The following is a 22359-nucleotide window of genomic DNA, read 5'->3' on the forward strand; positions in this document are numbered from 1 at the left end:
GGAAAAGCCCAGTCGCCTTCGAACGGATGGTGGCTTAAACGAGCACTTGGGGCGGCACGAAAGCGCGACAGGTCCACTCCTTTAGGATGATAACTTCCTCACCCTTTGCCCGGCCTACATCATCACGCTCGAATTTGGCTTTAGCGAACCACTCCTGAAATTTCTCCGATGCCCTGATACGGGTGCTACGGTTTTTCCTAGATCCGGGTGCCGTGTAGCTGTGATTGGATTTGTCGATTAGCCCCGCCTCATGCAGTGTGTTGATGATCGGGATCATCTTCTTAGACAGGTGCAGGGCATTGTACCGGGAGCCTGTTTTCCAAGCATTCACTGACATGGAGACCCCAATACAGAGCTCAGGATCATCCTGCCAAGCCACATACAGATCCAGGATCAACACCCTAAGCTGCTTACGGAACGCCATCTTAGGCTTCGGCCCAGACTTCCCCACCACCTCCGCAGGCAAGTACTTGTCCCAGATCCTCCCCACGAACTCCTTCACCTCAGGATGATCAGACCACCTATGAACGTCTATGGGGCGGGAGTGCCATGGATCTTCTATCTTGCTCATTGTCAAAGGCCTTGGTCAGGAAAGTCTCTAGTGTAGAATACTGGTATTACTTAGGTACCTAGGGGACTTAGGTAAGGACCTCTAGTAGGGGAATAGTACTTAGATCTTCCTATTCTATCTATCTTTATCCATTACTTATACCTATTCAATAGAGGGTATCTTCCTTACCTAGGATCTAGATGGGCTGACGACATGTGTGGGATTAGTTCTTGGGGATCATACTTGGGACGCAGATAGGGCCACTGGATGCCCAGTTCACTGACTGACTAACCTCACTGACGGTCACAGGATAAATCGCCACAGAACCCCACTGAGAGCCCCTATAACAGCCGGGGTTCATCACCTCAGCACAAGGGGCATAAACAGGGGCATTCTGAGCCACAGAGAGCCAGTAATGAGGCTACTACATCATGTCAGGAAGTACTGGCTGGGGTGGTAGGATTCGAACCTACGATCTTCAGTACCAAAAACTGTTGCCTTACCACTTGGCCACACCCCATCAGTGAGCGGCTGTCTAATGTTACTTGCGCGGGCGCGCAAGGGGGTTTGAAGAAAAAGACAGTTCTTTTTTTACTACGCTGTGCGCCATCACTTTGCCCCCCTAACTCAATGGGTCTAACGCGCATCAACCTATTGTCAGTGAAGACAACAATGTCCCCTGCTGGCCAGCGTTATTCTGAACGCACAAATTCCATCATCGGCGCTGCGAAGAACAGCTAACAACTGGCTATAGCCCACAAAATTGGCGCCCAGCTAGAACAAGACTATAGAAGTCTACCGGTCATAGCAGTTTTGCACAGCTACTTACTCTGGCACCCCTGCAGCACGCAGAGCACGTGTCCACTCCCGGCCTGAAGAAACAGCGGTCGCAGGGACTTCACAACGATAGCGGCTGAGTGTGAAATCAGGAGACACCTCCATCAGTTCGCGAACCACATTCCGGGCCTCCTCGCCGCGACCAGACAACTCCAGAGCAATTGCTTTGGTTCGCAATGTCGACGGGAACAACCTATTTGCCTGCAATGAACGATTGGCCAAGGCCAATGCCCGGGCGTAATGCCCTGCAGACAGCTGCACAGTGGCCGACACAGAATCAAAATAGTACCGCTGTGGTCCCAACGGTGACAGGCGTCGGGCGGCGTCTGTGAACTTAACCGCTTCGTCTGGCGCATTCTGAAAGGCCCGCATGTCCCCCATCAGCAAAAGCGCTAATGCCTCATTCGGATTGTCTTTCAAAGCCAGATCATACGAGGTCTGTGCCAAATCAAAGCGAAACAGAAGGTGGCTGGAGATCATTCCTTTGAGTGTATGCGCAAGTGAAAATGCGGGATCCACTTTCAGTGCACTTGCGGCCAGATGGGTGGCCAATTGGGTGTCGAGTTGCCGATCATGCGTCAACCCTTTTTGCACCCGCATCACATACCAGAATCCCATCCAGGTCAGCGCGAGAGGATGACCGGGTTCACGCTGTAACAACACACCAAGCAAATCCTGGGCGGCATTAAACTGGTCTGGCCGCATATCTTGGATCAAAGAGATAGCCGCCATCAATAACGTATGGCTTTCCAAATTGGCCAATGGTTTGAACTGTACAAGGCGAACAGCCTCACCTACCGCTGTCTGCCCGATCTGCTGTGACACATCCTGTAGCGCCTCACATTCTCCAGCCATCAACTCTTCTAGTGACCCGTCGTATTCACGCGACCACAAAACCCGTTCACGGCAGGCATCCTGGAGATCAACTTTGAGCCGGAATTCACGGCCCCTGACATGCACCATCCCTGATACCAGATAGGTCACCCCAGTCACCGAGGCGACCTCTGTCGGGGTTACCGTCTGAGGGTCAAACTGACGCGAGGCCAGATAGGACGTTACAGAGAAGGCCTGACTACGTGACAGATGTCGCACCAGCTCTTCAGAGAGCATCGACCCCAAAGGTGTCGTTCCACGACTGGGGGCCCGGTATACAAACGGCAACACTGCAATTCTGGGCAACAGCTCGTCCAAAACGGCACGACTATACTCTCGGCCCTCCCCCAGCTCAGCCCGACGGCGTGGCGATGAATAACTGGGTTCATCACGAACCTGCAACAACCAGTCAGAAAAGAGCGCTTCGTGGGGGAGCTCGAAGCCATCCATAAAGCTGCCGTTCTCAGAGTTGCCAATCAAGTCGACCTTATCCAGATCTAAAACGACCCGCTCCCGGTTGGCGGAAATAAGCTTGGAAAGCTCGGGGCCCAAATGGCGCCGCAATGTACTTAGCGCGGTGCGCAAACTGGCCTTGGCCTGCTCTGGTTGCGCCAGGCTCCACAGCGTATGCTCTAGAAATGCCCGAGTACGCACGCCGCCATCCGCCTTGGACAACAACGCCATTAGCGCCTGATGTTTAGCCCCTAACGGGATTTCTCCACCACTGGAAGGAAAGACACCAAACGCACCAAAGTGGTTTATTCTTAACACTTTATTCATACTAACTACTCCCCAAAACAACGGGACAAAAAAAACAGTAAAAAGTCGTGTCATCGACCAGTAGATAATAAACACACCGATAGATCAACACACTTAATACACCAATAGGTGTATTAAGTGTTCAACCTTAAGGAGGCTCAGCTCTTTGGTACGTCACCAAATTGGCGACTTCCCTTGGCTGTTGCCGAAACTTGGCAGCCAAGAAAGGCTCTGCTGAGGAAGTACGATTACCACCGTTTACACATCAACGCACGCAGGTCTAACCGCTAGCAGGTACAAAACGATATCCTTCGCCCGAGTTTTCGGCGAATCCAATACCACCCTCGGGCAAGTGGTACCCAATCAGTTTCATTTTCTCATGGCTGATCTGATCTAGGAGCGCCATTCGGGTTTTAGCAGCGGTTTCGCGATCCTGATCAGCGCCAGTTTCCCACCCCGGTCGAGCAAAACTGATATGGTGATTGTTTACTGCATCTCCCAGCACCATGACGCTGTTGTTGCCATCGCGGACCTCAAACGACATGTGCCCAGGTGAATGACCAAAACTGGCACGAGCAGCGACGCCCGGCAAAACTTCCTCTCCGTCACCAAATAGGGTTATCTGCTCCTTTATGATTTCCATTCTACGCCGGGCTCCAACAGCTTGGCTGGTCCGATTGGAGGCAATAGTGTGAACCGTTTCCGGATCGAACCAATAGTCCCACTCCCCTTGCCCCATCAAATGTTGAGCCTCAGAAAACAGTGGGTCATCAAAATCGTCCAACACCCCCCAGAGGTGATCAGGGTGACAATGTGTGAACAGCACATGGGTCACATCTTCAGGGGCCACTCCAACGGCATCTAGAGCATCAACCAGTTGACCAGCCCCCGATTGAAAATCAGGCCCAGAGCCAACATCGAACAACACAATTTTGTCGCCATCCTGCATCAGCGTCACGTTGATGTCAGGGGTCAGCTGATCACTGGATGTCATGCCAAAGTCAGCTAAAACCGGGATCAGATCCGGCTTATCCATCGGCCCAAATATAAACTCACCCGGCAGCGACAGATGCCCATCCGACAGGGTCTGCAGACGCTTGGACCCAAGGTTCAGCTCGGTACTGGCCCAGCTTCGCGATCCCGCTAGGGCCAGACCGGCCCCCATCCCCTGCAATACCCTGCGCCGTGTAACTGTCATACCCCTGCCCTTCGCATTCAACTAGTCGATGTAAACTCACATTCAGATACATGAATAGGACGGAGAGGCCAACAAAAAATGGCCGGACGCTGAGCCCGACCAACAAGCAATCAGTACTCTCAGTTACTGACGGCTCAGTTCTCTCCACATTCCGTTTTCGACCACTGAAATCACGATATCATCAGCACCACGGTGATCGTCCGCCGCATAAGTAATGTCGGTATCAGTCAGTGCATCAAAGTAGCTTAGGCTTTCCATTCCCGCCAGAAATGCCTCTTGGGTCAGATCCGGACCTGCGGCCTCAAGCGCGCGGATCAGAGTATCAGCGGCGGTGTATCCCAGCATGGAAAATCCACTCGCCGGTTTGTCAAATTTGGCATTGTAGTCGGCCATGAACTTGGCCGGGACCTCGTCATCGGCGCGCGCTGTCAGATCAACCCATCCTGCCGAAGCATAGAGCCCCTCTGTCACGCCGCCGGGAACGGCTGCCACCACTCCGAGAAAACCAGCTGAGGTATTGAGGAATTTAACGTCCGTCCAGCCGAGCTTCTTAGCAGTGCCAACCACGGTGATCCCCTGGCGCACGCCCAGCGCCATGGTCACGATATCGCAGCCCGCAGACTTCAACTTGGTGAGTGAGCCAACAAAGTTCAGCTCATCCGGCTTATGCGTCGTCTCGGCAGCAAAACTCAGCCCCAGTGAACTTGTAATTGCCTTGGTGCTATCCGAAATTTCTTTGCCGAAATCTGATGGAATATACATCGAACAGATCTCTTTGGAGTCGAACTCACCAGCCAGATAGCGTACCCCTGCCTGCACCTGATCCCAATAGCTGGAAAACCCGGTGAACTTGTTGTGTGCCGGTTCCTGCAGCATCTGTACAGAGGCAGACAATGGGCTGATGTTTGGGATGCCCTTAGGGTCCAGCAATTTGAACCCTGCAGTGTTCATCGGCGTGCCCAGCGACAGCAACATGGCAAACACCTTGTCGCGGTTCAGTAGCTTGTTATAGCCCTGCATCGCGCGTGGGATCTGATAGCCGTTGTCCTCAACCACAAAACGGATCTGACGGCCATGCACACCACCTGCCGCATTGATTTCATCAAAACGCAGATTGGCACCGTTCACAGCCGGAACGCCGACGGCTGCAAAAATGCCACTCAGATCGTTGACCGAGCCAATAACCACCTCGGTGTCGCTGACCCCTTGAGTATCTGCATGAGCGGAAAACCCAACTCCAACGGCCAGTGCCGCTGCCGTCAGTACGGATGTCACTTTAGTCATTCAAAGTTCTCCCTATGATATCGTCCTCGTGCGGGGAAACCGCACCTCAATACATTTGATCGATCAATGCCTTGTGCTTCTGCTCTACCAGATTTCGTTTCAACTTCATGGTGGCAGTCAACTCATCGTCTTCGGCAGTCAGCAGCACATTGATCAGGCGGAATTGTTTAATCTGCTCCACCCGGGCAAATTCATGGTTCACGGCTTCGACCTCACCCTCGATCAACGCTACAACTTCCTGCGCGGCACAGAGCGATGCAAAATCGCTGAATGGTATCTTATGATCCTGAGCAAATTTTTCCACGTTTTCCTGATCAATCATAATCAGACAGCTCAAATATTTGCGCTGATCACCGATGACCACTGCATCAGATATGTAGTGACTGAACTTCAAACGGCTTTCGATCTCGGCGGGGGTAATATTCTTGCCCCCGGTAGTGATAATGATATCCTTGATACGACCAGTGATCGTCAAATACCCATCTTGATCCACCTGCCCGACATCACCTGTTCGCAACCAACCATCGCTGGTATATGTTTCGGCAGTCTTTTCAGCGTTGTGCCAATAGCCCTGAAAATTGTTCAAACCTAGCGTTTGGATCTCTCCATCGTCTGCAATGCGTATTGTGATGCCAGGAACTGGCTGTCCAACCGAGCCCAAACGGTTCGCCTCGACGGTATTGACCGCTGTCAATCCAGCGTTCTCGGTCATACCATATCCTTCGACGAGCCGGACACCAATCGACCAGTACCATTTTAGCAACTCGGGTGAAATCGGCGCCGCCCCAGAGCCACCGCGGCGCATCCGGTCCATGCCCAACATTCTGCGCAGATTCCGAAGAACCAGCACATCCCAAAACAAGTAGCGTGCGGCAACCCTTCCAGGTACAGGCAGGTTCTGCATCAAATAATCTGCACGCGCCATACCCGCCTTGATGGCGCGGTTAAATGCCCATCGCCCTATCGGGGTGGCCTCTTGCATCAGCACCATCACCTTGGAATAGATTTTCTCCCAAACCCGAGGAACTGCAAAAAACGTCGAAGGAGAAACTTCACTCAGGTTGTCGAATACCGTTTCCGGGCTTTCGGCAAAGTTCACCGTACAAGAGGCGGCAAGCGGCAGATATACCGACACATTTCGTTCAAGAATGTGGCACAACGGCAAAAAACACAGCAACTCATCGCTTCGCATGAAAGTCAACGCTCGCGCGCTCGCTTCCATGGTGCTTAGTATATTTTCATGGCTTAGCATCGCCCCTTTGGGCTGGCCAGTGGTACCTGACGTGTAGATCAAAAGAGCCGTATCATCAGGTTGAGATTTGGCAATCTCATCTCTGAAACATCCCGGATTTTCAGCTTCAAAGGTCCGACCGACTTCATACAGATCTTCGATAAATAAGCACTTGCTATGGTTCAGGTCATGCAAGCCCTCTCGTTCAAAGATAACCACCCTGGCCAGCCCTGGCACCTCATCTTGAATTTCCAGAAACTTATCCAGTTGCTCGTCGTCTTCAACGAATAGGACACGGCTTTCACTATTATTCAGAATGTAGGCCAGCTGCGCTGGGGAATCTGTGGTGTAGACCCCCGAGGCAATCCCACCCACACCTTGAATACCCATGTCAGCATAGATCCACTCCTTGCGGTCTTCGCTCAGAATGGACACCACTTCTCCGCGCTGCAGTCCCAGAGCGCGGAGACCTAGGCCAAGCCATTTGGCATGTGTCCAGTAATCGGTCCAGGAACAGGCCTTCCAGATGCCCATGTCCTTTTCTCTGTGCGCAGTCTGGTCACCCAGTTCAGAGCAGCGCCGTGCGAATAGTTTTGCAATGGTGTCACAGCCGTCCACCCGAACAGGGCGCACCCCCGGAGTGGCATTATAAGACACACCATTCAGCGTTACCTGAGGATGTGGAGCCATATGCATATCCATCATGCGCTCTTTACCGCCATGTTTTCTTGCGCTTCCAGCGTCGCTCGTCACGCTGACCCGCCTCTTGGTGGCCCAGGTAGAACGCCTTGATGTCCTCACTCTGCATCAATCGTTCTGCGGTTCCGTCCATTACAATCCGCCCGATCTCCATCACATAGCCAACGTTAGCCAGATCCAAAGCGATACGAGCATTTTGCTCGACCAGCACCATAGTCACTTTTTCTTCAGCGTTCAGTCTTCGCAGAATCGCAAAAATTTCTTGTACAAGCAGCGGTGACAACCCAAGCGAGGGTTCATCTAACAACATAATTTCAGGGCTCAGCATCAGCCCGCGGCCAATCGCCAACATCTGTTGCTGACCACCCGACAACGTACCCGCCTCTTGCCCGCGCCGCTCGGCCAGGATTGGAAAATAGTCGAAAACCATTTCGCGGTCGCGTTGCACCCCAACCTTGTCATTGCGAGTATAAGCGCCCAGTGTCAGGTTCTCGTCCACCGTCAACAGTGGAAACACTTCACGCCCCTCGGGAACATGCACGATCCCATGCTGCACTATACGGTGCGGCTCCTGCCCCTGGATCTCACACCCCTTGAATATCACCTGCCCCTTTTCGGGATCCATGATGCCCGATATTGTCTTTAACAGTGTCGATTTACCGGCCCCATTGGCACCCAGAACCGTTACGATCTGGCCTTTTTCAACTTTCAACGACACGCCGCGAATGGCCATAATTGGACCGTAGAAACTCTCAAGGTTCTTGATTTCAAGCAGCGCATCACCCATCACACCGCCCCCACACCCAGATAGGCCTCGATCACCGCAGGGTCAGCCTGTACTTCAGCAGGGGTGCCTTCGGCCAGCTTGGCGCCATCCGCCAGTGCAAGAACTCGATCACTAACCGAAGACACCAACCCCATGTCATGCTCGACCATCAGCACGGTAATGCCCATCTGCTTGCGGATGTCATCAATCCACCAACGCATGTCCTGCGTTTCCTCAACCGAAAGCCCCGAGGCCGGCTCATCCAACAGAAGTAGTTTCGGCCCTGTTGCCAATGCACGCCCCAGCTCAACCACCTTGCGCACCCCGTAAGGCAAACCCGCAATCATCTTGTCGCGATAAGGCTGCAGATCCAGAAAGTCGATCACCTCCTCCACCACCTCGCGATGCGCGATCTCTTCGCGCCGCACGCGTGGGGCAAAGAACAGTTCTTCAACCAGCGATGTTTTGCGGTGCCGGTGCCGCCCCACCAGAAGATTCTGTAACACAGTGGCATGGTCAAACAGTTCAATATTCTGAAACGTCCGTGCGATACCCAAGTCCGCCACCTGATCCGGCGCCCGGTCCAGCAGGTTCTGTCCGTCAAAGGTGATACTGCCCGAAAATGGCTGATAAAACCGCGAGATCAGGTTGAACACTGTGGATTTTCCCGCCCCGTTTGGCCCGACGATGGCATAGACCTCGCCTTCCTCGACCGACAGACTTAAGTTGTTCACCGCCACCACGCCGCCAAACTTCAGCGTCGCCTCCTTGATCTCCAACAGACTCATCGCAGGCGCTCCGTTTTCAGATAGCTTTTCTGGCGCCGGAACATGTCCTTGCGAGCAAAGGGAAACAGTTCAAACCAGGTGCGAATTTTCAGCCAACGGCCATAAAGCCCCATCGGTTCAAACAGAATGAACAGGATCAAAATCAGCCCGAATACGCCAGTCTCAAGCCCCGGAATAGCGACGCTACCGCCGATCATGGCACCTTTCGCAATCGACAAAACTTGCGGGAGGAACGCCACCACCACCGCGCCAAAGAACGCACCGTGGATAGACCCCAACCCGCCAATCACAATCATCATCAACAGGGTGATTGATATCACCAGCGAGAAGGTCTCGTTGTTGAAGGCCCCCGCGTAATACCCCATCAATGCCCCGGCCCAGCCTGTGATCATGCAGGACAGGCCAAACGCCTTAACCTTGGTCCGCGCAATATGCACGCCCATCGCTGTCGCTGAAATCTCGCTGTCCCGCACCGCGGCAAAGGCCCGGCCCAATGGCGCGCGCAACAAGTTGCGATAGAACAGCGTACAAATCATCGTCACCACCAAGACCAGGTAATAAAATCGCACAGGCATCGTCCAACGCTCTATTTCGAGACCGAATATGGTGATCACAGCGGGAAATTTACCAGACACGCCGCCAGTCCAGGGATCTAGCAGTACAATGATGTCATCCGCCAGGATCGACAGAGCAATGGTGGCAATCGCTAAATAAATCCCATGCAACCGCAGTGCCGGAATGGCAATAATCGCGCCAACCACACCGGTGATCACCCCGGCAAGAGGAAAAGCCACAATAAATGGCAGGCCCGCTTCGATCAGAATGGTGTTTGTGTAGCAGCCAATCGCCAGAAACGCCGCATGGCCCAAGCTAACTTGGCCGGTCTGACCGGTCAGAAGCATCAGACCAAGTCCTGCGATGGCCCAGATCAGCACATTGGTGACCTCGCCGATGTAGAACTCGTCCAGCAGCACCGGCAACAAAACAGCCAGTGCCAGCAATGCTGCATAAACTGCCAAGGTCCAGCGATCCGGGAACAGTCGGATGTCATCGTTGTATGAGGTTTTAAACAGGACACGCATGGGATCAGACCTTTTTGACCCGGACCTGGCTAAACAGCCCATTGGGTCGGAACACCAGAACCAGCAACAACAAAACGTATGGCGCGATTTGCGAATACCCAGCCGCGAAATAACGCGAGGCAAAGGGTTCAATCACTCCAACAATAAGCCCACCAACAAGCGCCCCGGGCAGCGATCCAAAGCCACCTATCACCGCCGCAGCAAAGGCCTTAATGCCCAATAAACCTGCATTGGGATCTATCGCCCCTTTTGAAGCGAACAAAATGCCCGCGATGGCTGCTGTTGCGCCTGACAGTCCCCAAATCAGCCCCTGCACACGCTTCACCGGGATACCCATGTAGTAAGCCGCCATTTGATTTTGGCTGGCAGCCTGCATCGCCAAACCCAGCTTGGTACGCTGAAAAAACTGAAACAAGAAAAGTGTTAGCAGCACCGTCACCACGATCACTGCGACATCCGCCATCCCAAGCACCACACCGCCAATGTTGATGTCTCCAATACTCAATGGGCTTTCCAATGTCTGTGGTTCGTGCCCCCAGATCACCCCGGCAACAAAGCGGATCACAAAACCCAGCGCGATGGTCAGGATCACCACCGCAGTCTGGCTCTGCCCAAACAACCGCCGCAACACGAAGAAATCCAGCAGATAACCCAGCGCAGCCATGACCAAGATAGCCAGCGGCGCGGCCACCCAGAACGGCAAGTCCATATGTTCAGCATTGGTCAGGCCCAGGGTCACAAATGCCCCCAGCATCATAAAATCGCCCTGAGCAAAGTTCACCGCTTCTGTGGCTTTGTAAATCAAAACAAACCCAAGTGCGATCAGACCATACACACAGCCATTTGCAAGACCACTGACAAGCAGCTGCAAAACTTCCAATGTGCCCTCCCCTACTTTTCAAAAGCAGTATTTCAACTGGGCTTTGCCGGGTAAACATCCCCGCACTTAGAATTTAGGCCCCTTCATAAGTGCGAGACCCAAGAGCAAAAATTCAGGCAATCCAACCCAGTTGCAGCCGCTTCATCCAACAGATCGTAGTAAATTCATCGAAACAATGTTATCTTTGTAAGCTTCCAGCGGTTACCCAAAAACTCAAAGCTCTTTTTACGCTACGTTACGTAAAACAAAACAACTAGCCGTATAATTGCTGCAACTTTGCCAAACCCATCATCCACAAAGCTCTCGCAGGGTATCACAGAACCGCTGAGCTGCTGGGGACAACTGGTGTTCACTTCGGATGCACAGGCCAACAGGGCCAAGCGTGCTACCGGTGTTGATGGGTAGGTGGCTCAACACCCCTGCCTCCAGTTCAGCCCGTACCACGCCATGACTGATAATCCAGACCGCTTTATGCGCCAAAGTAAACCGCCGACAGAATGTCGAGGACACCGTTTCAATTGGAAACCGGGGGGGTAAGATCCCCTGTTCCAAGAGCATCCGATCAACATAGGGTCGAATAATCGATCCTTGATTGGGCATCAACACAGGGAAATCCTGAAACGCCATGTCCGGCAATCGGCCGAATTGGGTTAACGGATGGTCTGCCGCCACCACTGCAACCACGCGTTCGCGAAATAGGGGGTCAAAATCCACCCCTGCCATATGTTCCGGCGCAGGAAGCCGCCCAACAACGACATCCAAAAAACCCCGCCGAAGCTGATCCAGCAGGTACTGATTGTCGCCACTCATCACAGAGAACCGACTATGACTGCCTTCCTCTCGCAATTGCGCCAGCGCATCAGGTACAACTGTAGCTGATACCGTCGGCAAGGCACCGATCGCCACCTTGGGACCCTCAGCCTCGCTCAGCCCCTGCAACATCGAAACCCCGTCACGAGCCAGCGCCAGACTGCGCCCAGCAGGATCTCGAAACATCTCACCATAGGCCGACAATCGGATACCGCGACCATGTTTTTCAACCAATTTTTTGCCGCAAACAGTTTCAAGTTCGCGTAAAGCGCGGGTTACGGCAGGTTGGGTCATTCCCAGTGCATCAGCGGCTTGCGTAACACTAGACTTGCGAGCAACCTCAACGAAGACTTCCAAGTGCCGCAGCTTGAGATGATCCGACAAACGCATATCATTTCCGATATAAAAAGATCCAATAATTCACATTATACAGGTCAATTTTGATATGCGATACTAAGGAAAAGGGAAGGAGTGGCAGATGTGCAATTCTCGTTACGATCAAGGGATGAAAGTACGCCGCGCTGTGTTGGGCAACGCACACGTTGATCGCGCAGAAGCGGCAAAGACACCCTTTGACGAGGGATTTCAAAATCTTATTACAGAAGGCGCCTGGGGCACAGTCTGGTCCAGCGAAGGTATCAGCCAACGTGAACGGTCAATGCTAACTCTGGCCCTGCTCGCTGCGCTAGGTAACTTTGACGAGATCCCAATGCATATTCGCGCCACAGCCCGAACTGGCGCAAGCAAACAGGACGTCATCGAGGCCTTCCAGCATGTCGCTATTTACGCAGGCGTTCCACGCGCCAACCACGCGCTAAAGCTGGCCAAACAGACCTATGCCGAAATGGAAGCTGAGCAAGCCGCCGACTGAGGAGACCCCAAGATGACAAAACCAGCTGAATTCTATCAACGCGACCGTGAATGGCATCCGCCAGCATTGGATCGCAACTATAAGACTTCGGTGGCACGCTCGCCACAATACCCGCTGATCAGTTTAGAAAACACCGCCAGTGAGATCACTGGCCCGGTGTTTGGTCACAACGACTTTGCTCCAACTGACAATGACTTGCTAACCAACTACGCTCAACCCGGGCAGGCCCCGGTGGGGGAGCGTATCATTGTGCATGGCCGGGTCCTGGATGAAAACGCGCGCCCAGTTCCAAACACTTTGGTTGAGATTTGGCAGGCCAATGCCAGTGGCAAGTACCGCCACAAAAAGGATGCTTATCTGGGGTCGATGGACCCCAATTTTGGCGGCTGTGGCCGCACCATGACGGATAGCGACGGTTACTACTACTTCCGCACAGTCAAACCCGGCGCCTATCCTTGGCGCAACTGGGTCAACAACTGGCGGCCGGCGCATATTCATATTTCGGTCTTCGGAACTGGCTTTGCCCAGAGATTGATCACACAGCTATATTTCGAAGGCGACCCACTGATTGATCAATGCCCGATCGTCAAAACCATTCCCGATCCCGACGCCGTCCAGCAGTTGATTGCAGCGCTGGATATGAACGCCAGCATCCCGTTGGATACCCTCGCCTATAAATTCGATATCGTATTGCGGGGCCGCCGCTCCAAGCTGTTTGAAAACCGTTTGGAGGGCAACTGATGAAACAGAAACTGAACTACCTGAAAGAAACGCCTTCGCAAACCGCTGGGCCTTTTGTTCACATCGGCTTGGCCCCGGGGGCCGCCGGCTTTGATATCTACGATCAGGAACTTGGCACCGACATTGCTGGCCCCAATGCCTGCGGCGAACGTATCCGGGTTGAGGGGCTGGTCATCGACGGAATCGGCTCGCCGGTCAAAGATGTGATGCTGGAAGCTTGGCAAGCCAATGCCACTGGCTCCTATGCCCATCCCGAACATCCGGGCGATGTCGAAGACGGGTTCCGCGGTTGGGGGCGAGTAATCACCAATTTCGAAACGGGTGAATGGGGTTTTGACACGATCAAACCCGGCCCTGTGATGGGTCGCTACGGGCAAATGATGGCGCCACATATTAACTTGTGGATTGTGGCACGGGGTATCAATGTTGGTCTGAACACCCGATTGTATTTCTCGGACGAGGAAGAAGCGAACTCAGCTGATCCTGTAATCAATCTGATTGAATGGGAACGACGTAGGAAAACACTGATCGCACAACGCGTGGAACGTGATGGTGCAACCGTTTATCGTTTTGATATCTGCCTGCAAGGCGACAATGAAACCGTATTTTTTGACATCTGAGGACTTTGCTAAATGAGTACCCCCTGCATTATCTGCGTCGCGATTACCGGCTCGGTTCCGCGCAAGGAAAACAACCCGGCGGTGCCGATCACCGTAGCTGAACAAATCGAAAGCACTCATGAAGCTTTCGAAGCGGGTGCCTCAATTGCACATTGTCACGTGCGCAACGATGACGAGACACCAACGTCGGACCCCGAGAAATTTGGCCGTCTGCTAGAAGGCTTGAACACCCACTGTCCCGGCATGATTGTGCAACTGTCTACTGGTGGGCGATCTGGTACCGGCAAGGACCGTGGCGGCATGTTGTCCCTGCGTCCCGACATGGCATCGTTGTCAGTAGGGTCTAACAATTTCCCAACACGAGTTTACGAAAACTCGCCTGATCTGGTGGATTGGCTTGCCTCTGAGATGCGCACCTATGAGGTCAAGCCAGAGGTCGAGGCCTTTGACCTGTCCCATATCCACCAGGCGGTGAAAATGAACCGTGAGGGGCGCATTGCGGGCACCCTATACGTGCAGTTTGTCATGGGTGTTAAAAACGCCATGCCCGTCGATAAGGATGTATTCGATTATTACGTCAAGACTATGCAACGTCTTGCCCCCGAGGCCCAGTGGTGCGGCGCAGGTGTTGGGCCGGGTCAAATCCAAGTCAACGAGTGGGCCATTGCCGCCGGCGGCCACACCCGGACTGGGCTGGAAGACAACATGCGCCTGAACCGCGAAACCTTGGCACCTTCGAACGCCGCACTGGTCGCGCGTGCTGCTGAACTGTGTGAAAAGTATGAGCGCCCAGTTGCAAGCTGGCGTGAAGCGCGCGAAATTCTTGGGCTGCGCGCCGCCTAAAAGACCTACGGCCGCCGATGAAACATTGGCGGCCGTAGTTGGATTTACTCTTCGGCCTAAAGTACCAATCCGTCAGGTCATCCCGGAACTGATCCCCGATAGATCGCTTAATATCGGGCAGTTGGGACGGTCATCCCCTGCACAGCACTCCACCAGCTCCGTCAAGGTATCGTGCATCATCTGGAGGTCGCTGATTTTGGCTTCAATCTTGGTCAGATGCTCCTGAGCAAGATGTTTAACATCGGCACTGGCCCGACTTTCATCGTGATACAGCGCCATCAGCATACGACAGTCCTCTATCGTGAACCCCAGCGCCCTTGCCCGCCCAAGAAAAGCCAACTTGTGCAGATCGGCAGCAACAAAACTGCGGTAGCCATTGGCCGAACGTAGGGGCTTAATCAGGCCAATATCCTCGTAATAACGGATAGTCTTGGCAGGCAGGCCAGAGCGAGTGGAAACGTCTCCAATATTCATGATGTGCGTCCTATTCTGCTGGGCTGGTGGCCAGCCTTAGACAGTGCATCAGTCATGTCAACAAGTGTCAAACCTGCCGTTCCCTCGACCTGCGCACTGGCAGTCGCGAGGTTGACCGACGCCGACACAACGCCATCGACGCTGGCGAGTGCACGTTCTGCGCGCCCTACACAGCTAGCACAGCTAAGACCGGTCAGTTGTAATGTGATTTGGGTGGCGGTGGACATGGGAAACCCTTCTGCAGTCATTCCTATGTTATGCCATATGGAGGTTCCCGTCACAGGAAGGTCAAGGGCCGATTGAAGAAAATCTCCAACTAGGCGAGAAAATCTTCTGACAGCCTGAGACGACCAATTCAAGATAGTGTGCTGTGTTCAATTCAATGGTCTAGATGCCGCTACTGATCTCTACTTGTCGCATTATAGCAGCTGAGATGCTCCTCGCTAATGCTAGATAACTTGCGTGGTATAGTGAGCTTGGATAAGTCTTGAAAAACACTTCGTTACGCTTTGGGCAAACATTGCCCCCCCCAAAACGATAGCTAACCGCCATCACAACACTTGGTCCAGCACCAACAGAACAAAGGAATTTAAGATGATGAAAACGCGCGCCGCTGTTGCTGTTGCACCTGGTCAGCCATTGCAAGTCATGGAGGTCAATCTGGAAGGCCCTCGCGCTGGTGAGGTTCTGGTTGAAATCAAGGCCACAGGCTTGTGCCACACTGATGAATTCACCCGCTCAGGTGACGACCCCGAAGGCATATTTCCCGCGATCCTTGGGCACGAAGGTGCTGGCGTGGTGATTGAAGTTGGCGAAGGCGTGACCAGCCTGGAAGTCGGTGATCATGTAATCCCACTATACACGCCAGAATGTCGTGAGTGTGACTATTGCCTGAACCCAAAGACCAATCTGTGCCAGTCGATCCGCTCCACCCAGGGACAAGGACTGTTGCCCGATGGATCAACAAGGTTCTCGATGCTGGATGGCACCCCAATCCATCACTACATGGGCTGCTCCACTTTTGCGAACCATACCGTTGTGCCTGAAATCGCGTTGGCCAAAGTTCGCAAGGACGCTCCGTTTGACAAAATCTGTTACATCGGTTGTGGCGTCACCACGGGTATCGGCGCGGTAATCAACACCGCCAAAGTAGAAATCGGCTCAACCGCCATTGTGTTTGGCCTTGGCGGCATCGGTTTGAACGTAATCCAAGGGTTGCGTCTGGCCGGGGCTGATCAGATTGTTGGCGTTGACCTAAACGCTGGCAAAGTCGAAATGGCGACGAAGTTCGGTATGACCGATTTCGTCAATCCTGCGGATGTAAGTGGCGACCTGGTTGCACATTTGGTTGAACTGACCGGCGGTGGCGCTGATTACACTTTTGACGCCACAGGCAATGTCAACGTAATGCGCACTGCGCTAGAAGCCTCCCATAAGGGTTGGGGGGAAAGCATCATTATCGGCGTAGCACCAGCCGGGGCCGAAATTTCGACCCGCCCGTTCCAGCTGGTCACTGGTCGTTCCTGGCGCGGAACTGCCTTTGGGGGGGCATCAGGACGTACTGATGTGCCCAAAATCGTTGATTGGTACATGGATGGTAAGATCGAGATCGACCCGATGATCACGCATAAGTTGACACTCGACCAGATCAACGAAGGGTTCCAACTGATGCACGATGGAAAATCAATCCGCGCAGTAATAGAATTCTAAACCCCAACACAGCACTTTTGACCTAATCGAACGCGGGCATTCAGCCCGCGTTTTTTTTCGCCCTTCCTCCGTCAAGGCTCAGCTTGACTTTCTTTTCTTCGGAATATAACCATCTAGTTATGCAAGTAACAACCAGCTCCATGCCCCCACAGAATCTCGACGCAATTTTTGCGGCACTGGCTGACCCAACCCGGCGGGCCATTTTAACCCGTCTTGCCAGTGGCGAGGCAGGAGTGAACGAACTGACCGAGCCATTCGAGATGAGCCAACCGGCAATTTCCAAACATTTGAAAGTTCTGGAACGCGCCGGACTGGTTGAGCGCGCGATAGACAAACAGCGCAGACCCGCCCGACTAAAAGCCAAACCTATGGCAGCCGCGGTAAACTGGCTGGAAGAATTTAGGGAGTTCTGGTCGTCAAGTTTCGACCAGCTTGATGATCTTTTGACGACATTGAAACAGACTGAATTAAAGGAGCCAGGGAATGAGTGAATTACCAACATATGTATTGGAACGAGAATTTGATGCGCCCCGCGAAATGGTATGGCGCACCTGGACAGAGCCAGAATTGTTAGCCCGCTGGTATGGCCCCGGCGCAGAAACCATAATTCACGAACTGAATGTTACACCGGGCGGGCTGTGGCTTAACGAAATGAAATGGGGCGGTAAGTCCAACTACGAACGCGTGGAATACACCAAGGTCGATCCACCCGCGCTGTTGGTCTGGCTCCACTCGACAGCAAATTCTGAATGGGAAGCTTCTGCTAATTCGATGATGCCAGATTGGCCTCTGGTGCTGCTCACCACTGTGACATTCACCGAGAAAGACGGCAAAACTCAACTCCGCCTCACCTGGCAACCTCATGAAGCCAGCGCAGCGGAACTTGCCTGCTTTGCCGCAGCTATTGGTGGAATGGACAAAGGTTGGGCATCCGGAATGGAAATTCTCGCCGAACTGTTGGTCGAGCTACAAGACTAGGCAAAGCCACCAAATCTACTCCACAACAAAGATGCACCTGCCCCGCTGCTGGCAGGTGCTTTTCAAACGTTCCAATATCTGCCTCTTCCAGATCGGTTCGGCGTGAAGCTGTTGACCCATCTTCTGAGCTAAAACATTCAACACTGTGATTTGATGACTGGTCTTAAGGCACAGACTTGCTACATTACGCCCTGCCCCAGCTACACTTACCACCAACAATCCAATGAAAGGCCGAATGCCGTGAAGTTTCAGTCAGTTGATATCGGAAAAGCGGCCTCAGCGGCGACCATAATCTTTCGCGCCCTGCGCAAGTCGATCATCGAGGGCGACCTGAGTGATGGTGATCCCCTACGCCAAGATGAAATCGCCCGTGCATTTAACACGTCCCGTATTCCAGTACGCGAAGCGATCACAATGCTGGAACAACAAGGGCTGGTTAAAGCAGTACGTTATAAAGGTGCTGTCGTGGCCTGCTTGTCGATGCAGGAAGCCGACGAAATATTTGATTTCCGTTGCCTTTTGGAACCCGAGGTCATTCGCGCTGCAGTCCCTAAAATGACACCCGAAATATTGAACACTGCGCGCGGACATTTGGAACAGTTTGCGGCCGCTCAAGATCCAATGGAATATGGTAATCTGAACCGGCTCTTTCACTCAACCCTCTATGCTGCAAGTGAAATGCCTTACCATATCTCAGTAATAGAGAACTCAATGGATCGGATCGACCGACACCTGAGGGCGCAATTGGTGATGACGGATGGCATTGAACGCAGCAACCAAGAGCATCTGGAAATTCTAAGTGCATGTGAAATTGGTGACGCTGAGAAAGCCGCGCAGCTAACCTATACTCACATTCACGACGCAATGGTTTCGCTACAGGAACAGTTGCAGTCCAGCAAATGAAACGGGGGCCGAAGCCCCCGATCTGTTCTCATAGCGAATGATAGCAAGCCACTTGTTGTGCATCACCTTCCAGTTCCCGCCGTGGAGGGCGGTAAGCATCCCAGACTGATTTCCTAGTGACGTTAATCGGTCATGCCGCGTTCACCTGCCGGATGAAAGCAAAAGAATTCGACACAACGCCAAGGAACTTGAGCAGTCGGGAGTGTGTTGCGAAACATCAGCGACCCACAATGATCAGATCTTTGGGGAACTGGGTCAGTGACCGGTACCCTGTTTCGGTAATAAGCACATCATCTTCGATACGCACGCCAAAATTGCCGACGTCATATAGACCCGGTTCATTGGTATAAACGGTGCCGGCAGGTAGAACCTGATGGTTGCCACGCATGATATACGGCGCTTCGTGAACGTCGCGTCCCAATCCGTGGCCAGTCTTCGTGCGGATACGGTCCGCATAGGGCGAAGCTTCCAGTACACCGGTAACAACATCGTCAATATCGTGCGCAGTCACACCGGCGCGGGTCATATCCAGACCAGCCAAATTGGCCGCAAGTACGGTGTTGTACACATCGCGCGCCTCGTCGCTCGGTTCACCCACAAACACGGTTCGGGTAATATCGGCAGCAAACCCGTCCTTACGACCACCAAAATCAAATAGCAGCGGGTCGCCTTGCTGCACCTTGTAGTCGCCAGCGTGGGCATGTGGCATCGCGGAATTCGGACCAGCAACAACAATAGGTGAGAACGCCATTCCATCAGCCCCTTCGGAGAACAGAGCCTGGATCAGCGCACTTTCGATTTCTTTTTCGGTCTGTCCTACGCGCACACCATCAAGCACTCGGTGCAACGCACGCTCGGACAGAGCAATCGCAGCTTCCAGCGCGGCGACGTCTGCATCAGTCTTGATCATCCGCAATCCGGAAATTTCAACTTCGGCATCTATGATCTCCAGTTCGGGCTGCGCCTTTCTCAGCGCATGATGCACAAAAACCCGCATCACCTGACCTTCGACAGCGAGCCGCCCCATGGGCATATGCTGCGCCAGCGCTGCAAAGGCATCCGCATACCCATCCTGATCGCGCCAATCGAACACTTCACCGTCAAATCCAACCAAATCCCAAGAGCTCAGCTCAAGATTGGGAACAATAGCAGCGGAAGGACCCTCTGCTGCAATGATCAGTACAAAGGGGCGCTCGTGGCTCATAAAAGTATGACCCAGGGCGCGGGTGAAGTTGGGACCTGGAACCAGTGCCAGCGCATCAACAGCCAAAGTTTTGGCCAACTGGCGGTATTCGGTTAGTGAATTCGGCATTGCTTGTCTCCGGAAAGCATTAATGTGAACCGAGGCCCGACTTGGGCTCCGGCTTGGTTCGGTTATCCAATTCGCCGGAAAACCCGCAGAAAATGTGGCCACTTGGTGGGTGAACTTTGTAGTCGCTGACTTTGTTGCACATTGGCATGTAAACAGACGAGTGCGCGATAGCCACCCCGCTCGCCCGCAGCTTTGGATACCAAGCCGAAGCATCAGGGGGGATTGCAAAAATCAGTTTGTCGATCCCGGCGTTGTCTTTCCAATAGCTATCATGCGCTTGATAAACAACTTACGCATTCAGTTCATAGTGCATTCAATCTGCGATCTACACTGTCAATCCGTTCAAAGCCCAATCTTGCGCAGCTCATATGGGAAGGATTGAGCGCTAACGGCGACATATTATCAACCGCTTGCGCCCCCCCACCTTTGGATCCCCACTCAAAAAAGGCGCTAAAACGAAAAACTTCCCATTTTGACCTGATTTTGAACGTTTCCATCGGATGGAAGTAGGCATAATGTTGACCTTATCCCCCCCAGGGGGATACATGAAGTATGTCCCAGTCCCATAAGCACAGCTCACACCCGCAAATCTCAGCGCGTCTAAAACGCGCCAATGGTCACCTGTCTGCGGTCATTGCCATGATCGCAGATGGCCGCCCATGTAATGACATTGCACAGCAACTACAGGCCGTTGAAAAGGCCATCACAAACGCCAAACGGGCGTTGATCCACGATCACATCGACCATTGCCTTGACTCAAACGACAGCGATCAAGTTATCGACACAAAAAGCTTCAAAGACATAACCAGGTATCTGTAACCCATGCTGAGCGTTCTTAAAAATCGAACCTACCGCCATTTATTCGCAGCTCAATTGATTGCACTCATGGGCACCGGAATAGCGACTATAGCTCTTGCCCTGCTCGCATATGATCTGGCCGGAGACCGGGCTGGGTTGGTCCTTGGCATGGCGCTAACCATCAAAATGGTCAGCTATGTGACTATTGCGCCGATTGCCTCAGCATTGGCCGAAACCCGCTCTCGACGGGCCTGGTTGGTCAGTTTGGATGTCATCCGCGCCGCTGTCGCCTTGGCATTGCCTTTTGTAGACCAGATCTGGCAAATCTATGTACTGATCTTCATGCTACAGGCCTCTTCAGCAGCATTTACGCCAGCATTTCAGGCCTCGATCCCGGATGTGCTGCCAGATGAAGAAGACTATACAAACGCGCTATCACTGTCGCGGCTTGCATATGACCTGGAAAATCTAATTTCGCCTGCCCTGGCGGCTGCACTCCTGTCAGTCATGGCCTTTAGTACAATGTTCTTTGGCACAGCTCTTGGGTTCATAGCTTCGGCCTTACTGGTCCTGACCATTGCATTACCTTCGCCAAAACCAAGCCGCAGCCGCGGTATTTATGACCGCACAACCCGAGGGATACGCATCTATCTGACAACCCCGAGATTACGTGGGTTACTTGGGCTCAGCATGGTGGCATCGGCAACTGGCGCTATGGTAATTGTCAACACCGTGGTGGTGATACGCGGCGAACTCGGCCTGAGTGAGAACATGGTCGCACTGGTCCTGGCTAGCTTTGGTGCAGGCTCGATGCTTGCGGCCATGGTTCTACCGCGGCTTTTGTTACGTAGGTCAGACCGCCCTATTATGTCAGCAGGGGCCATCCTGGCAATTTCTGCCCTAAGCTTCCTAGCGGTGAAAACGCAGTTGACCGGTCTGTCTCTGACAGCTGTGTCAATAACCTGGCTGGCAATCGGGATTGGCTATTCGGCAATCCTGACCCCATCAGGTCGACTGCTGCGTCGGTCAGCCCAACCTGCGGACAGACCGGCCATTTTTGCGGCGCAATTCACACTGTCTCATGGCTGCTGGTTGGTGACCTACCCAATGTCTGGATGGCTGATGAGCCAGTATGGTATTGTGATCTCCCTTTGGGGATTGGCTGTACTGGGGTTGGCCGGGCTAGTTTTTGCCTGGCAACAATGGCCAGCGCAGGCCGAGCCCAATAGCGTCAGTTCCCCACCCAATCAGAACTAGGTGCTAAAGGGGGTAGAGCCTACGGATGATTTTCTACGAAAATAATCGGTCGCAAAGGACGACTATATATGAAAATTCGTCCAAATTGGAACGAG

The 22359-nt window shown here is 53.2% G+C and carries 23 protein-coding genes and 1 tRNA gene; 10 read left to right on the plus strand and 14 right to left on the minus strand.

The window, feature by feature from the left end; genetic code table 11:
• Positions 1 to 34: 34 nt before the first annotated feature.
• The 11 genes from GO984_RS03645 to pcaQ all read right to left on the minus strand — a co-directional run bounded on the left by GO984_RS03645 (position 35) and on the right by pcaQ (position 12147).
• Positions 35 to 571 carry a hypothetical protein gene (locus GO984_RS03645; protein ID WP_157021232.1) on the minus strand — a complete coding sequence of 179 codons (537 nt, stop codon included), beginning with the start codon at positions 569 to 571 and terminating at the stop codon, positions 35 to 37.
• Positions 572 to 995: 424 nt separating this feature from the next.
• Positions 996 to 1070 (minus strand) — tRNA-Gln (locus GO984_RS03650).
• Between the two features lie 305 nt (positions 1071 to 1375).
• A complete protein-coding gene (locus GO984_RS03655; protein ID WP_157021233.1) occupies positions 1376 to 3040 on the minus strand; it encodes a transcriptional regulator in 1665 nt (554 codons plus the stop codon).
• 259 nt (positions 3041 to 3299) lie between these two features.
• Positions 3300 to 4217, minus strand: coding sequence for an MBL fold metallo-hydrolase (locus GO984_RS03660; RefSeq protein ID WP_157021234.1), 918 nt, complete (start codon positions 4215 to 4217; stop codon positions 3300 to 3302).
• A gap of 123 nt (positions 4218 to 4340) precedes the next feature.
• A complete protein-coding gene (locus GO984_RS03665) occupies positions 4341 to 5501 on the minus strand; it encodes an ABC transporter substrate-binding protein (RefSeq protein ID WP_157021235.1) in 1161 nt (386 codons plus the stop codon).
• A 46-nt stretch (positions 5502 to 5547) separates the two neighbouring features.
• Positions 5548 to 7434 carry an AMP-dependent synthetase/ligase gene (locus GO984_RS03670; RefSeq protein ID WP_157021825.1) on the minus strand — a complete coding sequence of 629 codons (1887 nt, stop codon included), beginning with the start codon at positions 7432 to 7434 and terminating at the stop codon, positions 5548 to 5550.
• Positions 7435 to 7444: 10 nt separating this feature from the next.
• Positions 7445 to 8218 (minus strand): ABC transporter ATP-binding protein, encoded by a 774-nt coding sequence (locus GO984_RS03675; RefSeq protein ID WP_157021236.1) that lies wholly within the window; start codon positions 8216 to 8218, stop codon positions 7445 to 7447.
• Positions 8218 to 8985 carry an ABC transporter ATP-binding protein gene (locus GO984_RS03680; protein WP_157021237.1) on the minus strand — a complete coding sequence of 256 codons (768 nt, stop codon included), beginning with the start codon at positions 8983 to 8985 and terminating at the stop codon, positions 8218 to 8220. Before GO984_RS03680 ends, GO984_RS03675 begins: the two co-directional genes overlap by 1 nt.
• Positions 8982 to 10067 (minus strand): branched-chain amino acid ABC transporter permease, encoded by a 1086-nt coding sequence (locus GO984_RS03685; protein ID WP_157021238.1) that lies wholly within the window; start codon positions 10065 to 10067, stop codon positions 8982 to 8984. Before GO984_RS03685 ends, GO984_RS03680 begins: the two co-directional genes overlap by 4 nt.
• Before the next feature lie 4 nt (positions 10068 to 10071).
• Positions 10072 to 10947 (minus strand): branched-chain amino acid ABC transporter permease, encoded by an 876-nt coding sequence (locus GO984_RS03690; protein WP_157021239.1) that lies wholly within the window; start codon positions 10945 to 10947, stop codon positions 10072 to 10074.
• 288 nt (positions 10948 to 11235) lie between these two features.
• Positions 11236 to 12147, minus strand: a complete 912-nt coding sequence (gene pcaQ, locus GO984_RS03695) for a pca operon transcription factor PcaQ (protein ID WP_157021240.1) — start codon at positions 12145 to 12147, stop codon at positions 11236 to 11238.
• Between the two features lie 88 nt (positions 12148 to 12235).
• On the opposite strand from pcaQ, the gene pcaC reads away from it, so the two are divergent.
• From pcaC to GO984_RS03715, 4 genes are read left to right on the plus strand one after another with little or no spacing between them, the layout of a single operon-like run.
• Entirely contained in the window at positions 12236 to 12628 is a 393-nt protein-coding gene (pcaC, locus tag GO984_RS03700; protein ID WP_157021241.1) for a 4-carboxymuconolactone decarboxylase, read from the plus strand.
• Between the two features lie 12 nt (positions 12629 to 12640).
• The gene (gene pcaH, locus GO984_RS03705; RefSeq protein ID WP_157021242.1) at positions 12641 to 13369 is read left to right on the plus strand and encodes a protocatechuate 3,4-dioxygenase subunit beta; all 729 of its coding nucleotides are present in this window, start codon (positions 12641 to 12643) and stop codon (positions 13367 to 13369) included.
• On the plus strand, positions 13369 to 13989 hold the full coding sequence (gene pcaG, locus GO984_RS03710; protein ID WP_157021243.1) for a protocatechuate 3,4-dioxygenase subunit alpha: 621 nt from the start codon (positions 13369 to 13371) through the stop codon (positions 13987 to 13989). Before pcaH ends, pcaG begins: the two co-directional genes overlap by 1 nt.
• A 12-nt stretch (positions 13990 to 14001) precedes the next feature.
• Positions 14002 to 14832: a 3-oxoadipate:acetyl-CoA acetyltransferase gene (locus tag GO984_RS03715; protein ID WP_157021244.1), complete on the plus strand. Its 831-nt coding sequence runs from the start codon at positions 14002 to 14004 to the stop codon at positions 14830 to 14832.
• Positions 14833 to 14904: 72 nt separating this feature from the next.
• On the opposite strand, the gene cueR is transcribed toward GO984_RS03715, so the two are convergent.
• Complete coding sequence (gene cueR, locus GO984_RS03720) at positions 14905 to 15306, minus strand: Cu(I)-responsive transcriptional regulator (protein ID WP_157021245.1); 402 nt, start codon at positions 15304 to 15306, stop codon at positions 14905 to 14907.
• Positions 15303 to 15533: a heavy-metal-associated domain-containing protein gene (locus GO984_RS03725; protein ID WP_157021246.1), complete on the minus strand. Its 231-nt coding sequence runs from the start codon at positions 15531 to 15533 to the stop codon at positions 15303 to 15305. The genes cueR and GO984_RS03725 overlap by 4 nt, the downstream gene beginning before the upstream one ends.
• A gap of 370 nt (positions 15534 to 15903) precedes the next feature.
• On the opposite strand from GO984_RS03725, the gene GO984_RS03730 reads away from it, so the two are divergent.
• The 4 genes from GO984_RS03730 (at position 15904) to GO984_RS03745 (ending at position 18897) form a co-directional block, all read left to right on the plus strand.
• Complete coding sequence (locus tag GO984_RS03730) at positions 15904 to 17016, plus strand: S-(hydroxymethyl)glutathione dehydrogenase/class III alcohol dehydrogenase (RefSeq protein ID WP_157021826.1); 1113 nt, start codon at positions 15904 to 15906, stop codon at positions 17014 to 17016.
• Positions 17017 to 17156: 140 nt separating this feature from the next.
• Positions 17157 to 17507: an ArsR/SmtB family transcription factor gene (locus tag GO984_RS03735; protein WP_157021247.1), complete on the plus strand. Its 351-nt coding sequence runs from the start codon at positions 17157 to 17159 to the stop codon at positions 17505 to 17507.
• A complete protein-coding gene (locus GO984_RS03740) occupies positions 17500 to 17994 on the plus strand; it encodes an SRPBCC family protein (RefSeq protein ID WP_157021248.1) in 495 nt (164 codons plus the stop codon). The genes GO984_RS03735 and GO984_RS03740 overlap by 8 nt, the downstream gene beginning before the upstream one ends.
• Positions 17995 to 18234: 240 nt before the next feature.
• Positions 18235 to 18897: an FCD domain-containing protein gene (locus GO984_RS03745; protein WP_167740213.1), complete on the plus strand. Its 663-nt coding sequence runs from the start codon at positions 18235 to 18237 to the stop codon at positions 18895 to 18897.
• Positions 18898 to 19114: 217 nt separating this feature from the next.
• On the opposite strand, the gene GO984_RS03750 is transcribed toward GO984_RS03745, so the two are convergent.
• A complete protein-coding gene (locus GO984_RS03750) occupies positions 19115 to 20209 on the minus strand; it encodes a M24 family metallopeptidase (RefSeq protein WP_157021250.1) in 1095 nt (364 codons plus the stop codon).
• Positions 20210 to 20761: 552 nt separating this feature from the next.
• Here GO984_RS03750 and GO984_RS03755 point away from each other — a divergent pair.
• The gene (locus GO984_RS03755; RefSeq protein ID WP_157021251.1) at positions 20762 to 21028 is read left to right on the plus strand and encodes a metal-sensing transcriptional repressor; all 267 of its coding nucleotides are present in this window, start codon (positions 20762 to 20764) and stop codon (positions 21026 to 21028) included.
• A gap of 3 nt (positions 21029 to 21031) precedes the next feature.
• Complete coding sequence (locus GO984_RS03760) at positions 21032 to 22264, plus strand: MFS transporter (protein ID WP_157021252.1); 1233 nt, start codon at positions 21032 to 21034, stop codon at positions 22262 to 22264.
• The last annotated feature ends 95 nt before the right edge of the window (positions 22265 to 22359 follow it).

Source organism: Parasedimentitalea huanghaiensis (assembly GCF_009753675.1).
Taxonomy (GTDB): Bacteria; Pseudomonadota; Alphaproteobacteria; order Rhodobacterales; family Rhodobacteraceae; genus Parasedimentitalea; species Parasedimentitalea huanghaiensis.